14 protein-coding genes and 1 pseudogene are annotated in these 14,390 nt (G+C 71.7%); 9 read left to right on the forward strand and 6 right to left on the reverse strand.

Annotation, left to right across the window (positions count from 1 at the left end; translation table 11 throughout):
• On the reverse strand, positions 1-617 hold a 617-nt coding region (locus ABT023_RS25760; RefSeq protein ID WP_350888969.1), incomplete at its 3' end, for a flavin monoamine oxidase family protein.
• Positions 618-896: 279 nt separating this feature from the next.
• Between ABT023_RS25760 and ABT023_RS25765 the strand changes: the two genes are divergently transcribed.
• A complete protein-coding gene (locus tag ABT023_RS25765) occupies positions 897-1,913 on the forward strand; it encodes an endonuclease domain-containing protein (protein ID WP_350888970.1) in 1,017 nt (338 codons plus the stop codon).
• A gap of 97 nt (positions 1,914-2,010) precedes the next feature.
• Here the strand turns inward: ABT023_RS25765 and ABT023_RS25770 are convergent, their stop codons facing one another.
• Complete coding sequence (locus tag ABT023_RS25770) at positions 2,011-2,403, reverse strand: MarR family winged helix-turn-helix transcriptional regulator (protein WP_350888991.1); 393 nt, start codon at positions 2,401-2,403, stop codon at positions 2,011-2,013.
• 164 nt (positions 2,404-2,567) lie between these two features.
• Here ABT023_RS25770 and ABT023_RS25775 point away from each other — a divergent pair, with 164 nt between their 5' ends.
• On the forward strand, positions 2,568-4,367 hold the full coding sequence (locus ABT023_RS25775) for an ABC transporter ATP-binding protein (RefSeq protein ID WP_350888971.1): 1,800 nt from the start codon (positions 2,568-2,570) through the stop codon (positions 4,365-4,367).
• Between the two features lie 17 nt (positions 4,368-4,384).
• On the opposite strand, the gene ABT023_RS25780 is transcribed toward ABT023_RS25775, so the two are convergent.
• Both ABT023_RS25780 and ABT023_RS25785 read right to left on the reverse strand, forming a co-directional pair.
• On the reverse strand, positions 4,385-4,654 hold the full coding sequence (locus ABT023_RS25780; protein WP_350888972.1) for a hypothetical protein: 270 nt from the start codon (positions 4,652-4,654) through the stop codon (positions 4,385-4,387).
• Between the two features lie 2 nt (positions 4,655-4,656).
• Positions 4,657-4,950: a DivIVA domain-containing protein gene (locus ABT023_RS25785; RefSeq protein ID WP_350888973.1), complete on the reverse strand. Its 294-nt coding sequence runs from the start codon at positions 4,948-4,950 to the stop codon at positions 4,657-4,659.
• A 319-nt stretch (positions 4,951-5,269) separates the two neighbouring features.
• Here ABT023_RS25785 and ABT023_RS25790 point away from each other — a divergent pair, with 319 nt between their 5' ends.
• The 5 genes from ABT023_RS25790 (at position 5,270) to ABT023_RS25810 (ending at position 10,414) form a co-directional block, all read left to right on the forward strand.
• Entirely contained in the window at positions 5,270-5,509 is a 240-nt protein-coding gene (locus tag ABT023_RS25790; protein ID WP_350888974.1) for a winged helix-turn-helix domain-containing protein, read from the forward strand.
• Positions 5,510-5,619: 110 nt separating this feature from the next.
• Positions 5,620-6,354: a restriction endonuclease gene (locus tag ABT023_RS25795; protein ID WP_350888975.1), complete on the forward strand. Its 735-nt coding sequence runs from the start codon at positions 5,620-5,622 to the stop codon at positions 6,352-6,354.
• Positions 6,355-6,535: 181 nt separating this feature from the next.
• Positions 6,536-8,725 (forward strand): EAL domain-containing protein, encoded by a 2,190-nt coding sequence (locus ABT023_RS25800; RefSeq protein ID WP_350888976.1) that lies wholly within the window; start codon positions 6,536-6,538, stop codon positions 8,723-8,725.
• Positions 8,722-9,045 carry a hypothetical protein gene (locus ABT023_RS25805; RefSeq protein WP_350888977.1) on the forward strand — a complete coding sequence of 108 codons (324 nt, stop codon included), beginning with the start codon at positions 8,722-8,724 and terminating at the stop codon, positions 9,043-9,045. The genes ABT023_RS25800 and ABT023_RS25805 overlap by 4 nt, the downstream gene beginning before the upstream one ends.
• Before the next feature lie 457 nt (positions 9,046-9,502).
• Positions 9,503-10,414: a phosphotransferase family protein gene (locus tag ABT023_RS25810; RefSeq protein ID WP_350888978.1), complete on the forward strand. Its 912-nt coding sequence runs from the start codon at positions 9,503-9,505 to the stop codon at positions 10,412-10,414.
• A 125-nt stretch (positions 10,415-10,539) separates the two neighbouring features.
• Here the strand turns inward: ABT023_RS25810 and ABT023_RS25815 are convergent.
• Positions 10,540-11,390: pseudogene (locus ABT023_RS25815) on the reverse strand (IS5 family transposase).
• Between the two features lie 156 nt (positions 11,391-11,546).
• Between ABT023_RS25815 and ABT023_RS25820 the strand changes: the two are divergent.
• The gene (locus ABT023_RS25820; protein ID WP_350888979.1) at positions 11,547-12,008 is read left to right on the forward strand and encodes a hypothetical protein; all 462 of its coding nucleotides are present in this window, start codon (positions 11,547-11,549) and stop codon (positions 12,006-12,008) included.
• A 708-nt stretch (positions 12,009-12,716) separates the two neighbouring features.
• Here the strand turns inward: ABT023_RS25820 and ABT023_RS25830 are convergent.
• Entirely contained in the window at positions 12,717-13,529 is an 813-nt protein-coding gene (locus ABT023_RS25830; RefSeq protein WP_350888992.1) for a phosphohydrolase, read from the reverse strand.
• A 240-nt stretch (positions 13,530-13,769) separates the two neighbouring features.
• Here ABT023_RS25830 and ABT023_RS25835 point away from each other — a divergent pair, with 240 nt between their 5' ends.
• On the forward strand, positions 13,770-14,387 hold the full coding sequence (locus ABT023_RS25835; RefSeq protein WP_350888980.1) for a DedA family protein: 618 nt from the start codon (positions 13,770-13,772) through the stop codon (positions 14,385-14,387).
• Positions 14,388-14,390 lie beyond the last annotated feature (3 nt).

Consider the following 14,390-nt stretch of genomic DNA (forward strand, 5'->3'; position numbering starts at 1 on the left):
GCCATCCGCTCGGCCAGCGCCGCCGGGCCGCCCACCACCCGGTCCTGCTGCGCCCCGCCGGCCATTCCCAGCAGCAGGGCGCTGCCACCGCCGCTGCGCAGGTAGAACAACATCTGGAGCAGGGAGATCTCGTCCGGGCCCGTGGCGAGCAGGCCGCCGGCGAGCAGCCGGCCCAGGTACCGGGCGCCCGCCGGATCCCCTGCGGCGTCGGCCAGCCAGCCGGACAACGGCAGCCGGTCCCACTCGGGCGCCTCGGCAGCCCGCCAGGGCGCCGCCGGATCCAGCCGCGCGGCGAGGGCGTCGAGCCGGGCCAGCACCCGCCCGGTGGACTCCGGCGGCTCCGGGCGGCGCTCCCCGTCCCAGCGCAGCACCGGCGCGCCGAGGGCCGCCGACGGGAACGTGGTCAGGCCGTGCTCGGCGACCAGGGCGTACATCCGGTCCTGGGTGGGGCCGAGCCACTGCGCGCCCAGGTCGAGCTGGGTGCCGTCGGGCAGCCACTGGGTGAGCGTCCGCCCGCCCACCCGCTCCCGGGCCTCCACCACCCGCACGTCCCACCCCGCGCGGGCGAGCGCCAGCGCAGCGGCAAGCCCGGAGAACCCACCCCCAACCACCACCACCCGCCCACCAACACCCACCCCACGGCATACCCCCGACCAGCTCCCCTACGCCCCTCCCCACGCCCCCTACGCCCCGCCCCCCCGGCCGGCTTCCTCGCGGCCCCCTTGATCGTCTGCTGGTCACCGGCGCGACACGCCGGGTGGGACGCCGGTACAGGACAGACGATCTCCATAGCATTCCGCCGGGGCCTGTGGGCCGTCATCCACAGCGGGGCGGGTTGTCCACAGATCGGTGTTGCGGGGTGGCGGAAGCGGGGCAGGCGGGCCACGGTCAGCCACGTGAACGGTGAGCTCAGTGAGTTGTTGCGTCGGCACGGTGGCCTGCTGACCTGGGCCGCCGCCGTCCAGGTAGTCCCGGAGTGGACGTTGCGCCGGGCCTGTGGTGCAGGGATCCTGCTTCGGGTGCTGCCCGGCGTGTACGTCGACGCCCGGCTGGCACCCCCACCCAACGCCCCGCCCGGTCTCCCACCCAACGCCCCTCCGCTCGCCCCACCAACCGTCCCGCCCTCCGCTTCGTCCCTCGTCCCGTCGCTGGCCCGGCTCCCGCCCGAGCTGCGGCACCGCGCCGCGCTGGCGTACGGGTACGGGCGGGCGGCGCTCGGCGGGCCCACGGCCCTGCACGCCTGGGGCGTACGCGGGCAACCCGACGGGGAGCCGGTGCACCTCGACGTGCCGGCCGGGTCGGGGCTGCGTTCCCGGCCGTACCTCGTGCTGCACCACCGGCGCGGGTTCCGTCCCGCACCGCCGCACGCGCTGAATCGCCGGGGTGTGCCCGTCGTCCGACTGGAACGGGCGCTGGTCGACGCCTGGCCGCTGCTGCCGGCCGTCGACCGTCCCGCCCCGCTGATCCGCGCGGTCAACGACGGCCTGACCACCCCGGCCCGGGTCCGGTCGGCGCTCGCCGGGACGCCCCGGCTCACCCGTCGCGCGGAGCTGCGCGTGCTGCTGGACCGGCTGGCCGCCGGCTGCCGCAGCCCGCTGGAGGTGTGGGGGCACGACCATGTCTTCACCGGCCCGGCGATGCCCCGCCTGCGGCGGCAGTTCCGGGTACGGATCGAGGGGCGCGCCATGTACCTCGACGTATACGCCGAGCGGGAACGGGTCGACTTCGAGCTGGACGGGGCCACCACCCACGGCGACCCGGGGCAACGGGAGATCGACCTGCGCCGCGACGCGCTGCTGGCCACCCGCGGCATCCTCGTCGTCCGCTTCGCCCACCGCAGGCTGGTACGTGAGCCGGACCGGGTCCGCGCCGAGATATTGGCCATCCTGGCCAGCCGCCGCAGCGGTCGCTGAGCCGCCCACCGGACCGGTCAGGGGGCGCCCGAAGGTCAACCGTTGCGCCGATCGGGGCCCGGCCTGACGATCCTGTTCGGCTGGATCGGGCGGCAGGTCAGTCGCGCAGGGCGCGCAGGATGCGGGCCAGGTGGGCCCGGTCGGTCGGGCTGAGCCCGCCGAAGAGGCGTTCCGCCTCGGAGTGCCGGGCCGCCCGGATCGCCGCGCCGACCCGGGTGCCCTCGTCGGTCAGCGTGACCAGGGTTGCGCGCCGGTCGACCGGGTCGGGGCGGCGGGCGACCAGGCCACGTTCCTCCAGGCCGTCGACCACCTCGGTGGTGGAGCGCGGCGCGATGCGCAGGTGCTCGGCGAGCGCGCTGAGCCGCATCGCGCCGTGCCGGGTCAGTACGCCCAGGGCCCGGGAGTGCCCGGGGTTGATCGCCCACGGTTCGAGGGTCTGCCGGGACAGGTGCCGCAACCGTCGGGCGACGGCCCAGAAGCTCTCTGCCAGGCCCTCCTCGTGCGCCTCGGCACCCTCGTCGCCAGCCCCGCAGGGGTGCGCCGGTCCGGGCGCGCGGTCGTCGGCGGTCACCGGAATACCGTAGCAGCAATTCCTGTTGTCACCTCATGATGAGGTAACCTCAGCATCATCGTCCCCCATCGGAAGGCACAACCTTGGACACACCCCCCACCCCCCGGGAGGGCCGGGGCGGCTCCCGCACCGTCAGCCCCGCCGAGAAGGCCCAGGCCCGACAGGTGTCGCTGCGCCGCATCGGCCGGCTCTTCGCCCCGCACCGCTGGCAGCTCGGCACCGTCACCGCGATCATCGTGATCTCCTCGGTCGTCGCCATGGCGTCGCCGTTCCTGCTGCGTACGGTGATCGACCGGGCCCTGCCGGAGCGCGACCTGACGCTGCTGGTCCGGCTGGTCCTCGGCATGGTCGCCGTCGCGGTCGTGACCGCGGCCCTCGGCGTGGTCCAGACCTGGCTCTCCACCCGCGTCGGCCAGCAGGTCATGCACCGGCTGCGCACCGACGTCTTCGCCCACCTGCACCGCCAGTCGATCGCGTTCTTCACCCGCACCCGCACCGGCGAGGTGCAGTCCCGGATCACCAACGACATCGGCGGCATGCAGACGGTGGTCACCTCCACCGCCACCTCGATCGCGTCGAACCTCACCACGGTCGTCGCCACCGTCGTCGCCATGGCGGCGCTGTCCTGGCGGCTGTCGCTGATCTCCCTGGTCGTGCTGCCCCCGTCGATCTGGCTGACCCGCCGGGTCGCCCGCATGCGTCGCGAGATCACCGCGCAGCGGCAGCGCGAACTGGCCGACCTCAACGTCACCATCGAGGAGGGGCTGTCGATCAGCGGCGTGCAGCTCAGCAAGACCCTCGGCGCGGGCGACGCGCTCATCGACCGGTTCGCCGCCTCGTCGGCCCGCCTGGTCGACCTGGAGCTGCGCTCCGACCTGGCCGGCCGCTGGCGGATGGCCTCGATGAGCGTCATCTTCGCGGCGATCCCCGCGCTCATCTACCTCGGCGCGGGCCTACCCGGGACCGCCGGCACGCTGAGCATCGGCACCCTGGTCGCCTTCACCGCCCTCCAGGGCGGGCTGTTCCGGCCGCTCATGGGCCTGCTCGACGTGGGCGTCTCGCTCACCGCCTCGATGGCGCTGTTCGCCCGGATCTTCGAGTACCTCGACCTCCCCGTCGAGGTCGACGACCCCGAGCGCCCGGTCGAGATCGACCCGCGCCGGGTGCGCGGCCACGTCCGCGTCGAGGGCGTCACCTTCACGTACCCGGGCAGTGACACCGCCGCTCTCGCCGGGGTCACCCTCGACGTGCCGGCCGGCACCGGCCTGGCCGTGGTCGGGCACACCGGGTCCGGCAAGAGCACCCTCGCCGCCCTGGTCAGCCGGCTGCACGACCCCACCGCCGGGCGGATCACCATCGACGGCATCGACCTGCGCGACCTGAGGCTGACCGACCTGGCCGCCGTCGTGGGCGTGGTCAGCCAGGAGACGTACCTGCTGCACACCACCGTGCGGGAGAACCTGCGGTACGCCCGGCCGGACGCCACCGACGCCGAGATCACCGACGCGGCCCGCGCCGCCCAGATCCACGACCTCATCGTCGCCCTGCCCGACGGGTACGACACCATGGTCGGCTCGCGGGGGCACCGGTTCTCCGGCGGGGAGAAGCAGCGCCTCGCCATCGCCCGCACCCTGCTGCGCGATCCCCGGGTGCTGGTCCTCGACGAGGCCACCAGCGCGCTGGACACCGAGACCGAGCGCGCCGTGCAACGGGCGTTCGACGAGCTGTCCCGGGGACGTACCACGATCACGATCGCCCACCGGCTCTCCACCGTGCGCGACGCCGACCAGATCGCCGTCCTCGACCACGGCCGGATCGTCGAGTCCGGCACGCACGACAGCCTGCTCGACCACGCCGGCCGCTACGCCGCCCTCGCCGCCTGACCAACCCCAGGGGGAGGTCAACCCGCCCGTACGGCGCGTGGTGCCGTCCGGCGGGGATGCGGTGTCGGCGGCGGGGCGGGCCGGAGGCCGGCGCGTTGGACGTAGACCTCGCGCTTGGCGGTGGCCAGGCCCCGGTCGTCGAGTACGTAGCCGGTCAGCCAGATCCAGCCGTGGTACGTCGGCTGGTCGGAAACTGACACGACGCGGAAGGTGAGGGCCCGGTCCCCGGCGAACTGCACCGAGGCCCGGCCGTCGATCGTCAGCAGGTCGCCGGGGGAGGGGCGCATCGCTACCAGTGGCCCCGGTTGGGTGGCCGCTGCTCCGGCGGGCGGCATTCCTGGGCGTGCATGATCTGCCAGTCGCGCAGCGCCCGCTTGAGCCGGTCGTTCTCCTGTACGAGCAGCCGCACCTCCTCGTACAGCTCGGTCAGCTCGTCGGCCAGCCGGGTCTGGAACTCGCGTACCTGATCGGCGTCGACGCCGCGCCGACGCGGGTCGAACGCCCGGATACGCACCTCGTGCGGGGTCAACCGGGCCGGGCGGCCCGTCCCGTAGAGCTGGCCACCTCGATACACCTGGGCCACGACGATCCTTTCCGCGGCAGACGGAAACGTGCAGGGTTCGTGCGGTGGGTCTGGAAGGGCGGGCCGTCCGCACCGGCCACGGACGGCCCGCCCGCTCCGCCGCCGCAGCCCGGTTCGGCGGTACGGCAGCAGAGCAATCCGGTGGGTCGGGGCGGGCAGGGGGCGCCCGCCCCGACCGGGGGAATGCCTCTGTTCCTTGTTGCCACGCAAGGGGAGAGGCAGGAGCAAACTTAGCTGTCCCAGTCGTCTTAGTCAAACTCTGAGTTGTTGCAGGGTGTCCTTGCGTGATCAAATTGGCGTGCCACGCAGGGGGAAGGTCATGCCGATCACCGCCGACTACATCCGCATCGCCGACGAGATCGTCGCCGACGTCCGGGCCGAGAAGCTCAGGCCGGGTGACAGGCTGCCCTCGATCGCGCAAATTGCGGCGACCCACCAGGTCAGCCCGTCTACCGTCAAGATGGTCTACGTGCGCCTTGAGGCGTTGCGCGTCATCCGACGGCACCAGGGCAAGGGCATCTTCGTCACCGATCCGAAGACCTGGATGCGGGAGCCGTAGCCGGGCGGGGTCGGTGCCGGCGTGACGGGTAGCCGACAGAACCGGCGTCGGGGCGCGAAATTTGTCCCAGTCGATCGGCAAGCTGGTCTCCCCGCTCTCGGAGGTGCCGCATGCCGTACGTGAGGTCCCACATCCGCCGCGACGGTGCCCGGGTCCGGGCCCACTACCGCAAGCGGCGGCGCGCTCGCGGCGGCGGGGCGGCCCGCCGTGGCCGGTCCGGCGGCGGTGCCGGGAACGCGGCGCTGCTCCTCGGGGGCGTGTCCGTGCTGGTGCTCGTGGTCGTGGCGGTCGACTTCGTGCGGCAGCACCCGTACTGGTCGGTCCTCCTGGTGGCGGTCGTCGGCCTCGCCGCCGCCGCGTGGCTCTTCGCACGAGCGAGGCAGCGGACCCGACAACGGGCTGAACAGGAACTACAGCGGGCTGCGCAGGCCCGGCGGGACCGGCTGATCGCGGTGACGGATGCGATGTCCGGGCCGGAGTTCGAGCGGTGGTTCGCCCGGCTGTTGGAGGCATCGGGGTTCGGGCAGGTCACGGTCACGGGTGGGGCGGGGGACCGGGGCGCCGACGTCGTGGCCGTCGCGCCGGACGGGCGGCGGATGGTCGTGCAGTGCAAGCGGCAGGGCGCGCACAACCGGGTGGGCAGCGCCGCCATCCAGCGCTTCGCGGGGACCTGCCGCGAGGTGCACGGGGGTCAACTCTGCGTGATCGTGACGAACAGCTTCTTCACGGCGGGCGACGGCGTGCGGCTGGCCCAGCAGCTCGACATCGCGCTGGTGGACCGGGCGGCTCTGGAGACCTGGGCGTGGACGCACACCCCGCCCCCGGGCCTGCTCATGGCCCGTTGAGTCACCCGGTCGGCCGTCCGCTCGGGCGGCAGGCGGGCTGCTCGCCGGCCGATTCAACCATTGACGGGTATCTGACTCGGCGATCGGATCAAGGACGCTCGTCGAAACCGATAACCTCGCCCTGAGCGCTGCTCCGATTCCGTCTCGTCAGCGCGGCCGGATCATCCAGTGGGGGTTCTGCATGGCGCCGAGCCGGCGGCGGGCGGTTCTGATCGGGGTCAACCAGGGCGGGAGCGACGTTCGGCTGCCCGCCCTGCGATATGCGGAACGCGATGTCGAGGCCGTCCGGGGGGTGCTGCTCGACGAGGAGATCGGCACCTTCGACGACGCCGACATCAAGATGTACGTCGGCGCGGAGGCGACCTGGCGTGAGATCAAGGCCGGGCTTCGCGAGATGGCGTTGGACTCCGGCCCCTCCGACGTGCTGCTCGTGTACTTCGCCGGCCACGCGCTGGTGCCCGAGTGGAGCACCCAGCTCGACGCGTACCTCGTCACGGCGGACCTCAACCCGGACGCCCTTCGCCGGGAGCCGGACAACGGCCTGCGGATGGCCTTCCTCAAGCGGGACGTCTTCGAGACCTTCGCGGGCACCTCCTTCCTCGTCCTCGACTGCTGCCACGCCGGGATCTATCTGGACGCCGACCTGCGCCACGCCGAGGCGATGCAGACCTACCGCACCCGGGTCGACCGGCACAGCGCGCTGCTGGCCTGCCGTAACGGTGCGGCGGCGCGGGAGGACGAGGAGCACGGGCACGGGGTGCTGACCTACCACCTGCTCAGCGCTCTTCGCGGTGGCGCCGCCGACGACCGGGGCCGGGTGTCGTTCGGTCAGATGGCCGCGTTCGTGGCCGAGCAGGGGCTCGAACCCCCACCGGTCCAACTCGTGCACATGTGGGGCCCGACCACCGTGCTCGTCCAGCCGCCCACCTCGCGGCACGAGCGTCGGTTGCAGAGTTCGCCCGCCAACCCCAGCACCACCCGGCCCTGCAAGAGCCCGCTTGAGGACCAGTCCAGCTCGATCGTGCAGCTGCTCGGTCGGGTCTTCCGTTCCGAGGCCCACCCGATGCGGGCGTCCCAGCAGCGCGGGCACGCCGAGCGGGTGGAGATCGTCCGGCACGCGTTGGCTGCGGCCTCCGTGGCCGTGGTGGAGTTCTCCGGCCCGGCCATCCGGGTGGTCGACTCCACCGCCCGCTTCGACAAGGAGGAGCTGCGACCGCTGCTGGAACTGAGCTCCGCCGACGCGATCCGGTACCGCACGTCGATGCCCGGGCACATCGTCTCGAACGACGCCGGCCTGCGGCTGCTCTGCGTGCCGCTCTCCTACGAGGACGATCGCATCCTCACGTTGACCGTCGTCGACCCCGCCGTCGCGCTGCTCGACATGGGCGAGCCGCTCGCCGTCATGCTCCGGGCCCTGTGGGACTCGAATCTCCTCGGCGACCCGCTGCAGGCCGAGATGCAGGTGGTGACCGCCCTGCGCACCGCCTTCGGTCGGCTGCCACTGAACCTGTACGAGTACGCCTTCAGCCTCTACCAGAAGCTGGTCGACTCCATGATCATGGTGTTCCAGCCCGTAGTGGAGCTGGACCTGCGCCCGGCCGGAGTGAGCATCCACAGCTTCGAGGCCCTCGCCCGCCGCAGCGACAAGGAGCCTCGCGCGCCACTCGCCGCGCTGCAGATGGCGTACGTCTGGGGTGACCGCTTCATCATCGAGCGCGACTCGCTTCTGCTCGCCAAGTCGATCCACTCGTACGCCACCGCGGACGCGGACGCCCCGTGGCACGGCACCAAGCCGCTGTCGGTGAACGTCGCGGTCCGCTCGCTGCTCAGCGACTCGTACCTCAGCCAGGTGAGCCGGGCGCTCGCCGATGCCGCCATGCATCCGCGAACGCTCACGCTGGAGATCTCCGAGCAGGACGCGATCCAGCCCGGCCCGGGGGAGCGGTGGCCGCAGGAGCCGCTGCTCTACTTCCACCGGCGCCTCACCGAGCTGGCCCGGGAGCTTCGGATCAGCTTCGCCGTCGACGACTTCGGCGTCGGGTACGCCTCGCTGGCCCGGATGGCGGAGCTGCCGCTGACCCAGATCAAGGTCGACCGGGCGGTGCTGCACCACCCGATGGCGCTGGAGGAACTCGCGTTGGTGGCACGGGTGTCCCGGCACGCCAGCGACCTCGGGCAGGCCCCCACGCCCCGGGCCGTCATCGTGGAGGGGTTCGACGACGCGGCGCCGGTGACCCTCAAGCAGATCTACGACCTGGGAATCCACCACGTGCAGGGATTCTTCAGCGGTGCCGTCGCGGCGACGTCGCTGCAACCACTGGATCAAGCCGCCCGCGAGCGGATCGCGGGCCTGGTGAGAGGCGAGGAATGACCACCGTCAAGCTGCTGTTGCCGGCCGAGGTCTTCGAGGAACTGGACCTGGCGTACGAGGGCGTTCGTGACCTGTCGGCGATCACCATCGCCGTCGAAGGGACGGGCCTGCTGGCGAACCTCGCCGCACTCGCCGCGTTGCAGCCCCAGCTGGGCGACCTGGTGGCCGCGATTCGCAACTGGCGGCTGCGGGACCCTCGCCCCTCGGTGACCCTGACGGTCACGGGCCCCGGAATCGACCTGAAGGTGGACCTGCCGCGCAATGTCAGCCGGGCCCGGTTGTTGGAACAACTCCGCCCGCTCCTCGACGAGCAGGACTGACGCCGACCTCTACCCGTGGCAGGGCTGCGACGAGTGGCTGCTGCTGCTCTCCGCAACCCGGTACGAGTACACCGACTTCACTGCGGTCCGCCCGGTCGCACCACTGCCACCCCACCAAAATCCGTCTCAGCGGATCCGGGGGTGCCGGTAGCGACGGGTCAGGTGATCGCACTGTCTTTCTGTTGTGGTCCATCGTAGGCCGGGCAGGCTGTCGCGCTTGTGTTGATCGATGAAATCGTCGGGTGGTGGGCGGGTTTGGACGATTTGCTGGCGCGGACGTCGATCGTTCTTATCAGGTCGGGGTGGACCGTTTGTCACACTGGTGGTTCGACATGCCAGGCCGGAGGGCTCGGCCAACGAGGTTAAGGCCGCGCGGATGCCGCCCTCCGGATGATGAGGTGTCACGGTGACCAACCACGATGACGCGGCGTCTGTTCTACCGTTGACACTGGCTTGGGTGAGCCAGCACCTGGAGGTCGGCGAACGAATCGTCCGGACCGAGACGCTGCACGGCGGCATCACTGCCCAAATGCGGAGGCTGACCATCGGCAGGCCGGACGGCAGCACCCGCCTCCTGGTGCTGCGAAGCTTCGTCGACCCGTTCTATGTAGGACACGCCGAGGACTGGCTGAACCGGGAAGCCGACGCCTTATCCCTGCTCACGCAGACCAGCGTGCCAGCTCCCGGACTGGTCGGGGTCGATCCGACCGCCACGCATTGCGAGTATCCATCGCTGCTGATGACGAATCTGGCAGGCCGGATGATCCTCCACGATGAGGGCGTGGAAACCCGCGTTCTCCTGCTTGCCCGTCAACTCGTAGCGATCCACGGGGTGCGACCCACCAAGCGGCCCCAAAAGTACGCGACGATGACGACCGCCGACACCGTCGTGACTCCGAAGGGCGCCGACGCGGAGGCTTGGGCGGCCGCGATCGACGTCATCCGTAAGCCCACGCCGCCCTACGAAGGGCGATTCCTGCACCGGGACTTTCAACCTGGCAACGTGCTGTTTGACCTGCCGTCCCTCGGGCCGGCAGGTGCCCAGATCACCGGCGTCGTCGACTGGGCAGGGACCTCTTGGGGCCCGGCGGATCTCGATGTGGCGCACTGCTCCACCAATCTCGCGCTGTTGCACGGCCCGGCCTGGGGCCCGCAGTTCGCGCAGGCGTATGAGCAGGTCGGCGGGGTGCTGGCCGCGCATGCGAGCGAGCGGCTGTACTGGCAAGTGCGGGACGCGCTGGCGTGCTCAGAAGAGGTGCAGTCGGTTTCGCAGCCCTGGCGCGAGGCAGGCAGAACAGACCTGACGACGGGGGCCGTGGAGGAGCGCCTAGCTGCCTACATCACCGCACTGATGAACGCGTCGGGCTGAATCGAAACAGGTTCGGCGTATGGCCCGAGCCCCAGCGTTCACCGCTCAAACCAAGCGAAGGCTCTGGTTCGACAGCGGCCAAGTCATGATCGGCGGGCCACCCTCTTAGGGCGTCCGCCAGTAGGTCATCGGATGCGTGGGTTTCGAGGGCGGGTGTTCCAGCGGTAGAGGGTCCAGGCGCGTCGGATCAGGCAGCGGACCGTGATGACGGTGGCGGCGAGGGCGAGGAAGAACTCGACGGCCGTTCTCCGGCGTTCGGTGCAGCGCCGGAGCTTGCCGAAGTTGTTCATCCAGGAGTTCGTGCGCTCGACGATCCACCGGCCGCCGGTCTGGATCGGGGTCTTCGCGCCGCGCGGGGCGATGCGGGCGTCGATCCTCCGGCCGGCCAGGTCGTCGTGGACGATCTGGTAGTCGTAGCCGGCGTCCAGGGCGAGACGTGGATGCTCCGGCAGCGGTCCGAGGGCCTGTTCGAGGGCGGTGAAGCGGTCGAGGGTGGCGGGCAGCAGGGTGTGGTCGCGGGTGTTGGCCGGTGCCGGCTCGGTGACCAGGGGTATGCCGGTGCCGTCGGTCAACTGCGAGCGTTTCAGCCCGAGTTTGGCGCGGTCGACCGGGCTCTTGCCGGCGCATTCACCGCCGGAGGGCGCCTTGGTGATGCAGCCGTCGGCGCTCAGGCGGTCGAGTTCGAGGCCGATCATGCGGTCGTAGGCGGCGAGCGCGAGCAGCCGCAGGCTCTCCATCACGCCGTCGGCGATCCACTCGTCGCGGCGTCGGCGCAGGGTGGTGGCCCAGCAGTGCTCGTCGGCGGCGCGTTCGTATCCGCAGCCGAAGACCAGGACCTGCACCAGCCGGTCGAAGACGACGGCGTCGCTGATCCGAGGGTTGTGGCAGCCCAGCGGGTGCCGGTCCTCGCGCACGGGCAGGAGCGCGAGGAACTGGTCGCGGATCGGGTCGAGATGCATGATGGGACGGCAGGCACGGATCCCTCGGTGATCATGAAGCGTAGAGAACTCCATGATCGGGTGAACCGTGCATGCTCTGCTGCCAGCACCTACTGGCGGACGACTCGTACAGTCGCGCGGAGGGCGAAGCGCCAGGCCGAGATTCCGGCACCGGTGCGAGGGATGGGGTCAGGGTGTTCGGCAGGATGTGGGTCAGGATGGTCGGTTCGCAGAAGAACCTCGACGATCTGATGGCACAGCTCAGGCCCGACCTGAGTCGGGAATCGCTCGGCGTCGGGCCCGACTTCCCGGGCGTCGCCCCGAACCCGCTCCTGAGCAGTGATGCACGGAAGCGCAATGCGGAACTGCGTATGGGGGCGCTTGCGCTCGGCATTCTCGTCGACTGGCGGGAGGTCAACAGCAACCCGCGCGTGGTCCTGATGTTCGACGTGGAGACCGTCGGCGGCATCTCGTTCCGCGGTATCGCAGACGAAGACCTCACGATCACCGAGCTCACCCGACTCGCCCCAGGACAGACGCTGCCTGTGCGCTACCGGCCGGCCGTCATGGACCACTACGTCGCCCTTGCCCGGGACGCGGACCCCGCCCACGTGCAGCGGCTCTCCGAGGAGATCGCGAGCCGCAAGCGGACCTGACCCGAAGCCATTGGCCGGATCCCTCATGGTCCGCTGCCTGATCCGACGCGCCTGGACCCTCTACCGCTGGAACACCCGCCCTCGAAACCCACGCATCCGATGACCTGCTGGCGGACGCCCTTATCAGATTGCTGGACCGGGGCCCGCGCCCAGGGCCCCGGCAAAGTCTTGAGGGTCCCCGGCTTGGCAGGCGCCCGGGGATGCGCGCGCTGCCGGCATCGTCGGCCCTGCCGGGTCGGTCTGCCCCGCGTTGGCCCCTATGGAGCTGCCCCGTCTGTGCGGTCGGTGGAGTGGGAGCGTGGACGGGGCAGCTCCATAGGGGCCGAAGGGCAGGTCCCCCGACCGGGTGGGGGCGATTGTCAGGTCGCCGCCCGGTTGCCCGGCGCACGGGCGGGGCGGTATGGGGCGGCGTAGCGGCGGCCTCCCCGGCATTCGGGCGAAATGTGGAACAGCTGAGGTTCGGCGGAACCGAGGCCCCGGCCCCCGTGCGGGGCACCACTACCAGGAGCCCTCGGTGAGGTCCGCCGTCTCCTGGCACACCTGATCACCGCCACCCGGACTACCGACCTCATACATTGATGGTCACGATGGTAACGCCGACACCAGCACCGCGCTAAACAAGCCCACTACCAGCGAAGACTTCGACTTCATCAGGCGCGGCTGGAGTATTCAGAGCCGCCCAAACTCACCTCGACGGCGGTCTCGGCCTCAGGTGCTCACCGGATGGTCGAGGATCCCGCTGAAGCGCTCCTCGGCCAGGTCGAGCTGGCTGAAGATGTGCGCCTTCACTGCCGGGGTGAGCGGGGTGTCCGACCGGGCGACCAGCTCGCGGAGGACCGGCACCAGCGGCCGGTACTTCGCCGCCAGGGAGAACACCTTCGGGCCGACGGCGTGGATCACGCCGACCCCGTTGTCGGTGAAGTCGGAGACCTTGATGACCCGGGCCCACGGCTCCCGGTCCAGGCTGGCCGCCACGTGCTCCCGGTACTGCGCGTGCCGGTCGCGCCCCGGGTCGTACGCCGGGTTGGTGACGGCGGCGACCAGGCGCGCGACCCGAGGGCCGAACCGCGCGGCGAGCACCGCCAGCGCCGCCGCGGTGCGGTCGCCGGCCGCCACCTCCGGCCCCGCCGAGGGCCCGTCCCCCGCCGGCCCCGTTGGGTGATCCCCCGACCGGCCCGTCGGCTCGACCCGGTGGTCCTCCGCCAGGCCCGCCAGCTCAGCCGGGTGGTCCTCCACCGCGTCGTGCAGCAGGCCGGCGACGATCACGTCCACGTCGCGCACCTGGTAGTGGTGCATCATCCGGATCGCCACCCGCAGCAGATGGTTCAGGTACGGCTCGCGCACCCGCCGGTCGTCGCGGTGCAGCTCGGCGGCCAGGTCGAGGGCGGCGGTGAGCCGGGCCCGCGCGTCGGGGTCGAACGCGCGGATCTCCAGCCGGAACCGCTCCAGCAGGCCGGGCTCCCCGTGGATCTCGGTGATCGCGTGCATCGGCATGGTGGCCAGGTACGGCGGGAAGTCCATGGACCACTTATAGCTGATCTTCACCGTCCGCGGGTCCCCGTCGTCGGCCTTGCGTCGCACGACCGCCCGGAGCCGCGCCGACCGCTGATGCTCCCTGGCCGGCCCGCACGCCGACCGGCGGTGTCCACCCCGATCCGGGCGGTGCTCGCGGGCAGCGGGCGGTAACGGCGGCGCGCGCCGGTAGCGGCCGGAAACGGCGATCGGTGTCACGGGCCGCCGCCGTGCGGGGAGAATGGTCCGGTGGACCGGGTGTCTGCGGTGCTGGTGGCGTCGCCGCCCGCGCTGGTGCTTGTCCTGGTCTTCCTGCTTCCCGCGCTGGAGGCGTCCACCTTCCTCGGGTTGCTCGTGCCGGGGGAGGTCGCCGTGCTGGTCGGCGGAGTGCTCGCGCACTCGGGTCGGCTGCCGCTGTGGGCGGTGGCCGCCGCGGCGGTGGCCGGGGCGACGCTGGGCGACCAGACCGGCTACCTCATCGGCCGCCGGTACGGCCGCCGGCTGCTGTCCCGTGTGCCCCGCCGGCTGGCTCGCTCGGGGGAGCTTCGGCGGGCGCTGGACCTGGTCCGCCGCCGGGGCGCGGTGGCGGTGGTGCTCGGCCGCTGGGTGGCGGCGCTGCGCGCCCTCGTGCCGGGGATCGCCGGGCTCAGCGGGGTGCCACGGGGCACGTTCACCCTGGCCAACCTCTGCGGCGGGGTGGCCTGGGCGGTGACCGTGGCGGTGCTCGGCTACCTGGCGGGAGCCTCGTACCGGCTGCTGGAGCGTCGCCTCGGACTGGGCGGGGAGGCGCTGCTGGCCCTGCTGGTGGTGCTGGTGGTGGCCCGTCTACGGTGGCACCGCCGGGCGGCCCGTCGGGCCGCCGGATGAGGC

The organism is Micromonospora sp. NPDC002296, from assembly GCF_040296145.1.
Taxonomy (GTDB): Bacteria; Actinomycetota; Actinomycetes; order Mycobacteriales; family Micromonosporaceae; genus Micromonospora.

What these genes read in the sequence shown, in the direction of transcription:
- ABT023_RS25795 (WP_350888975.1), top strand. Translation starts at nt 5,620, where the DNA reads ATGCCGTACGTGAGGTCCCACATCCGCCGCGACGGTGCCCGGGTCCGG.
- ABT023_RS25830 (WP_350888992.1), bottom strand. Translation starts at nt 13,529, where the DNA reads ATGGACTTCCCGCCGTACCTGGCCACCATGCCGATGCACGCGATCACC.
- ABT023_RS25800 (WP_350888976.1), top strand. Translation starts at nt 6,536, where the DNA reads ATGGCGCCGAGCCGGCGGCGGGCGGTTCTGATCGGGGTCAACCAGGGC.
- ABT023_RS25780 (WP_350888972.1), bottom strand. Translation starts at nt 4,654, where the DNA reads ATGCGCCCCTCCCCCGGCGACCTGCTGACGATCGACGGCCGGGCCTCG.
- ABT023_RS25805 (WP_350888977.1), top strand. Translation starts at nt 8,722, where the DNA reads ATGACCACCGTCAAGCTGCTGTTGCCGGCCGAGGTCTTCGAGGAACTG.
- ABT023_RS25790 (WP_350888974.1), top strand. Translation starts at nt 5,270, where the DNA reads ATGCCGATCACCGCCGACTACATCCGCATCGCCGACGAGATCGTCGCC.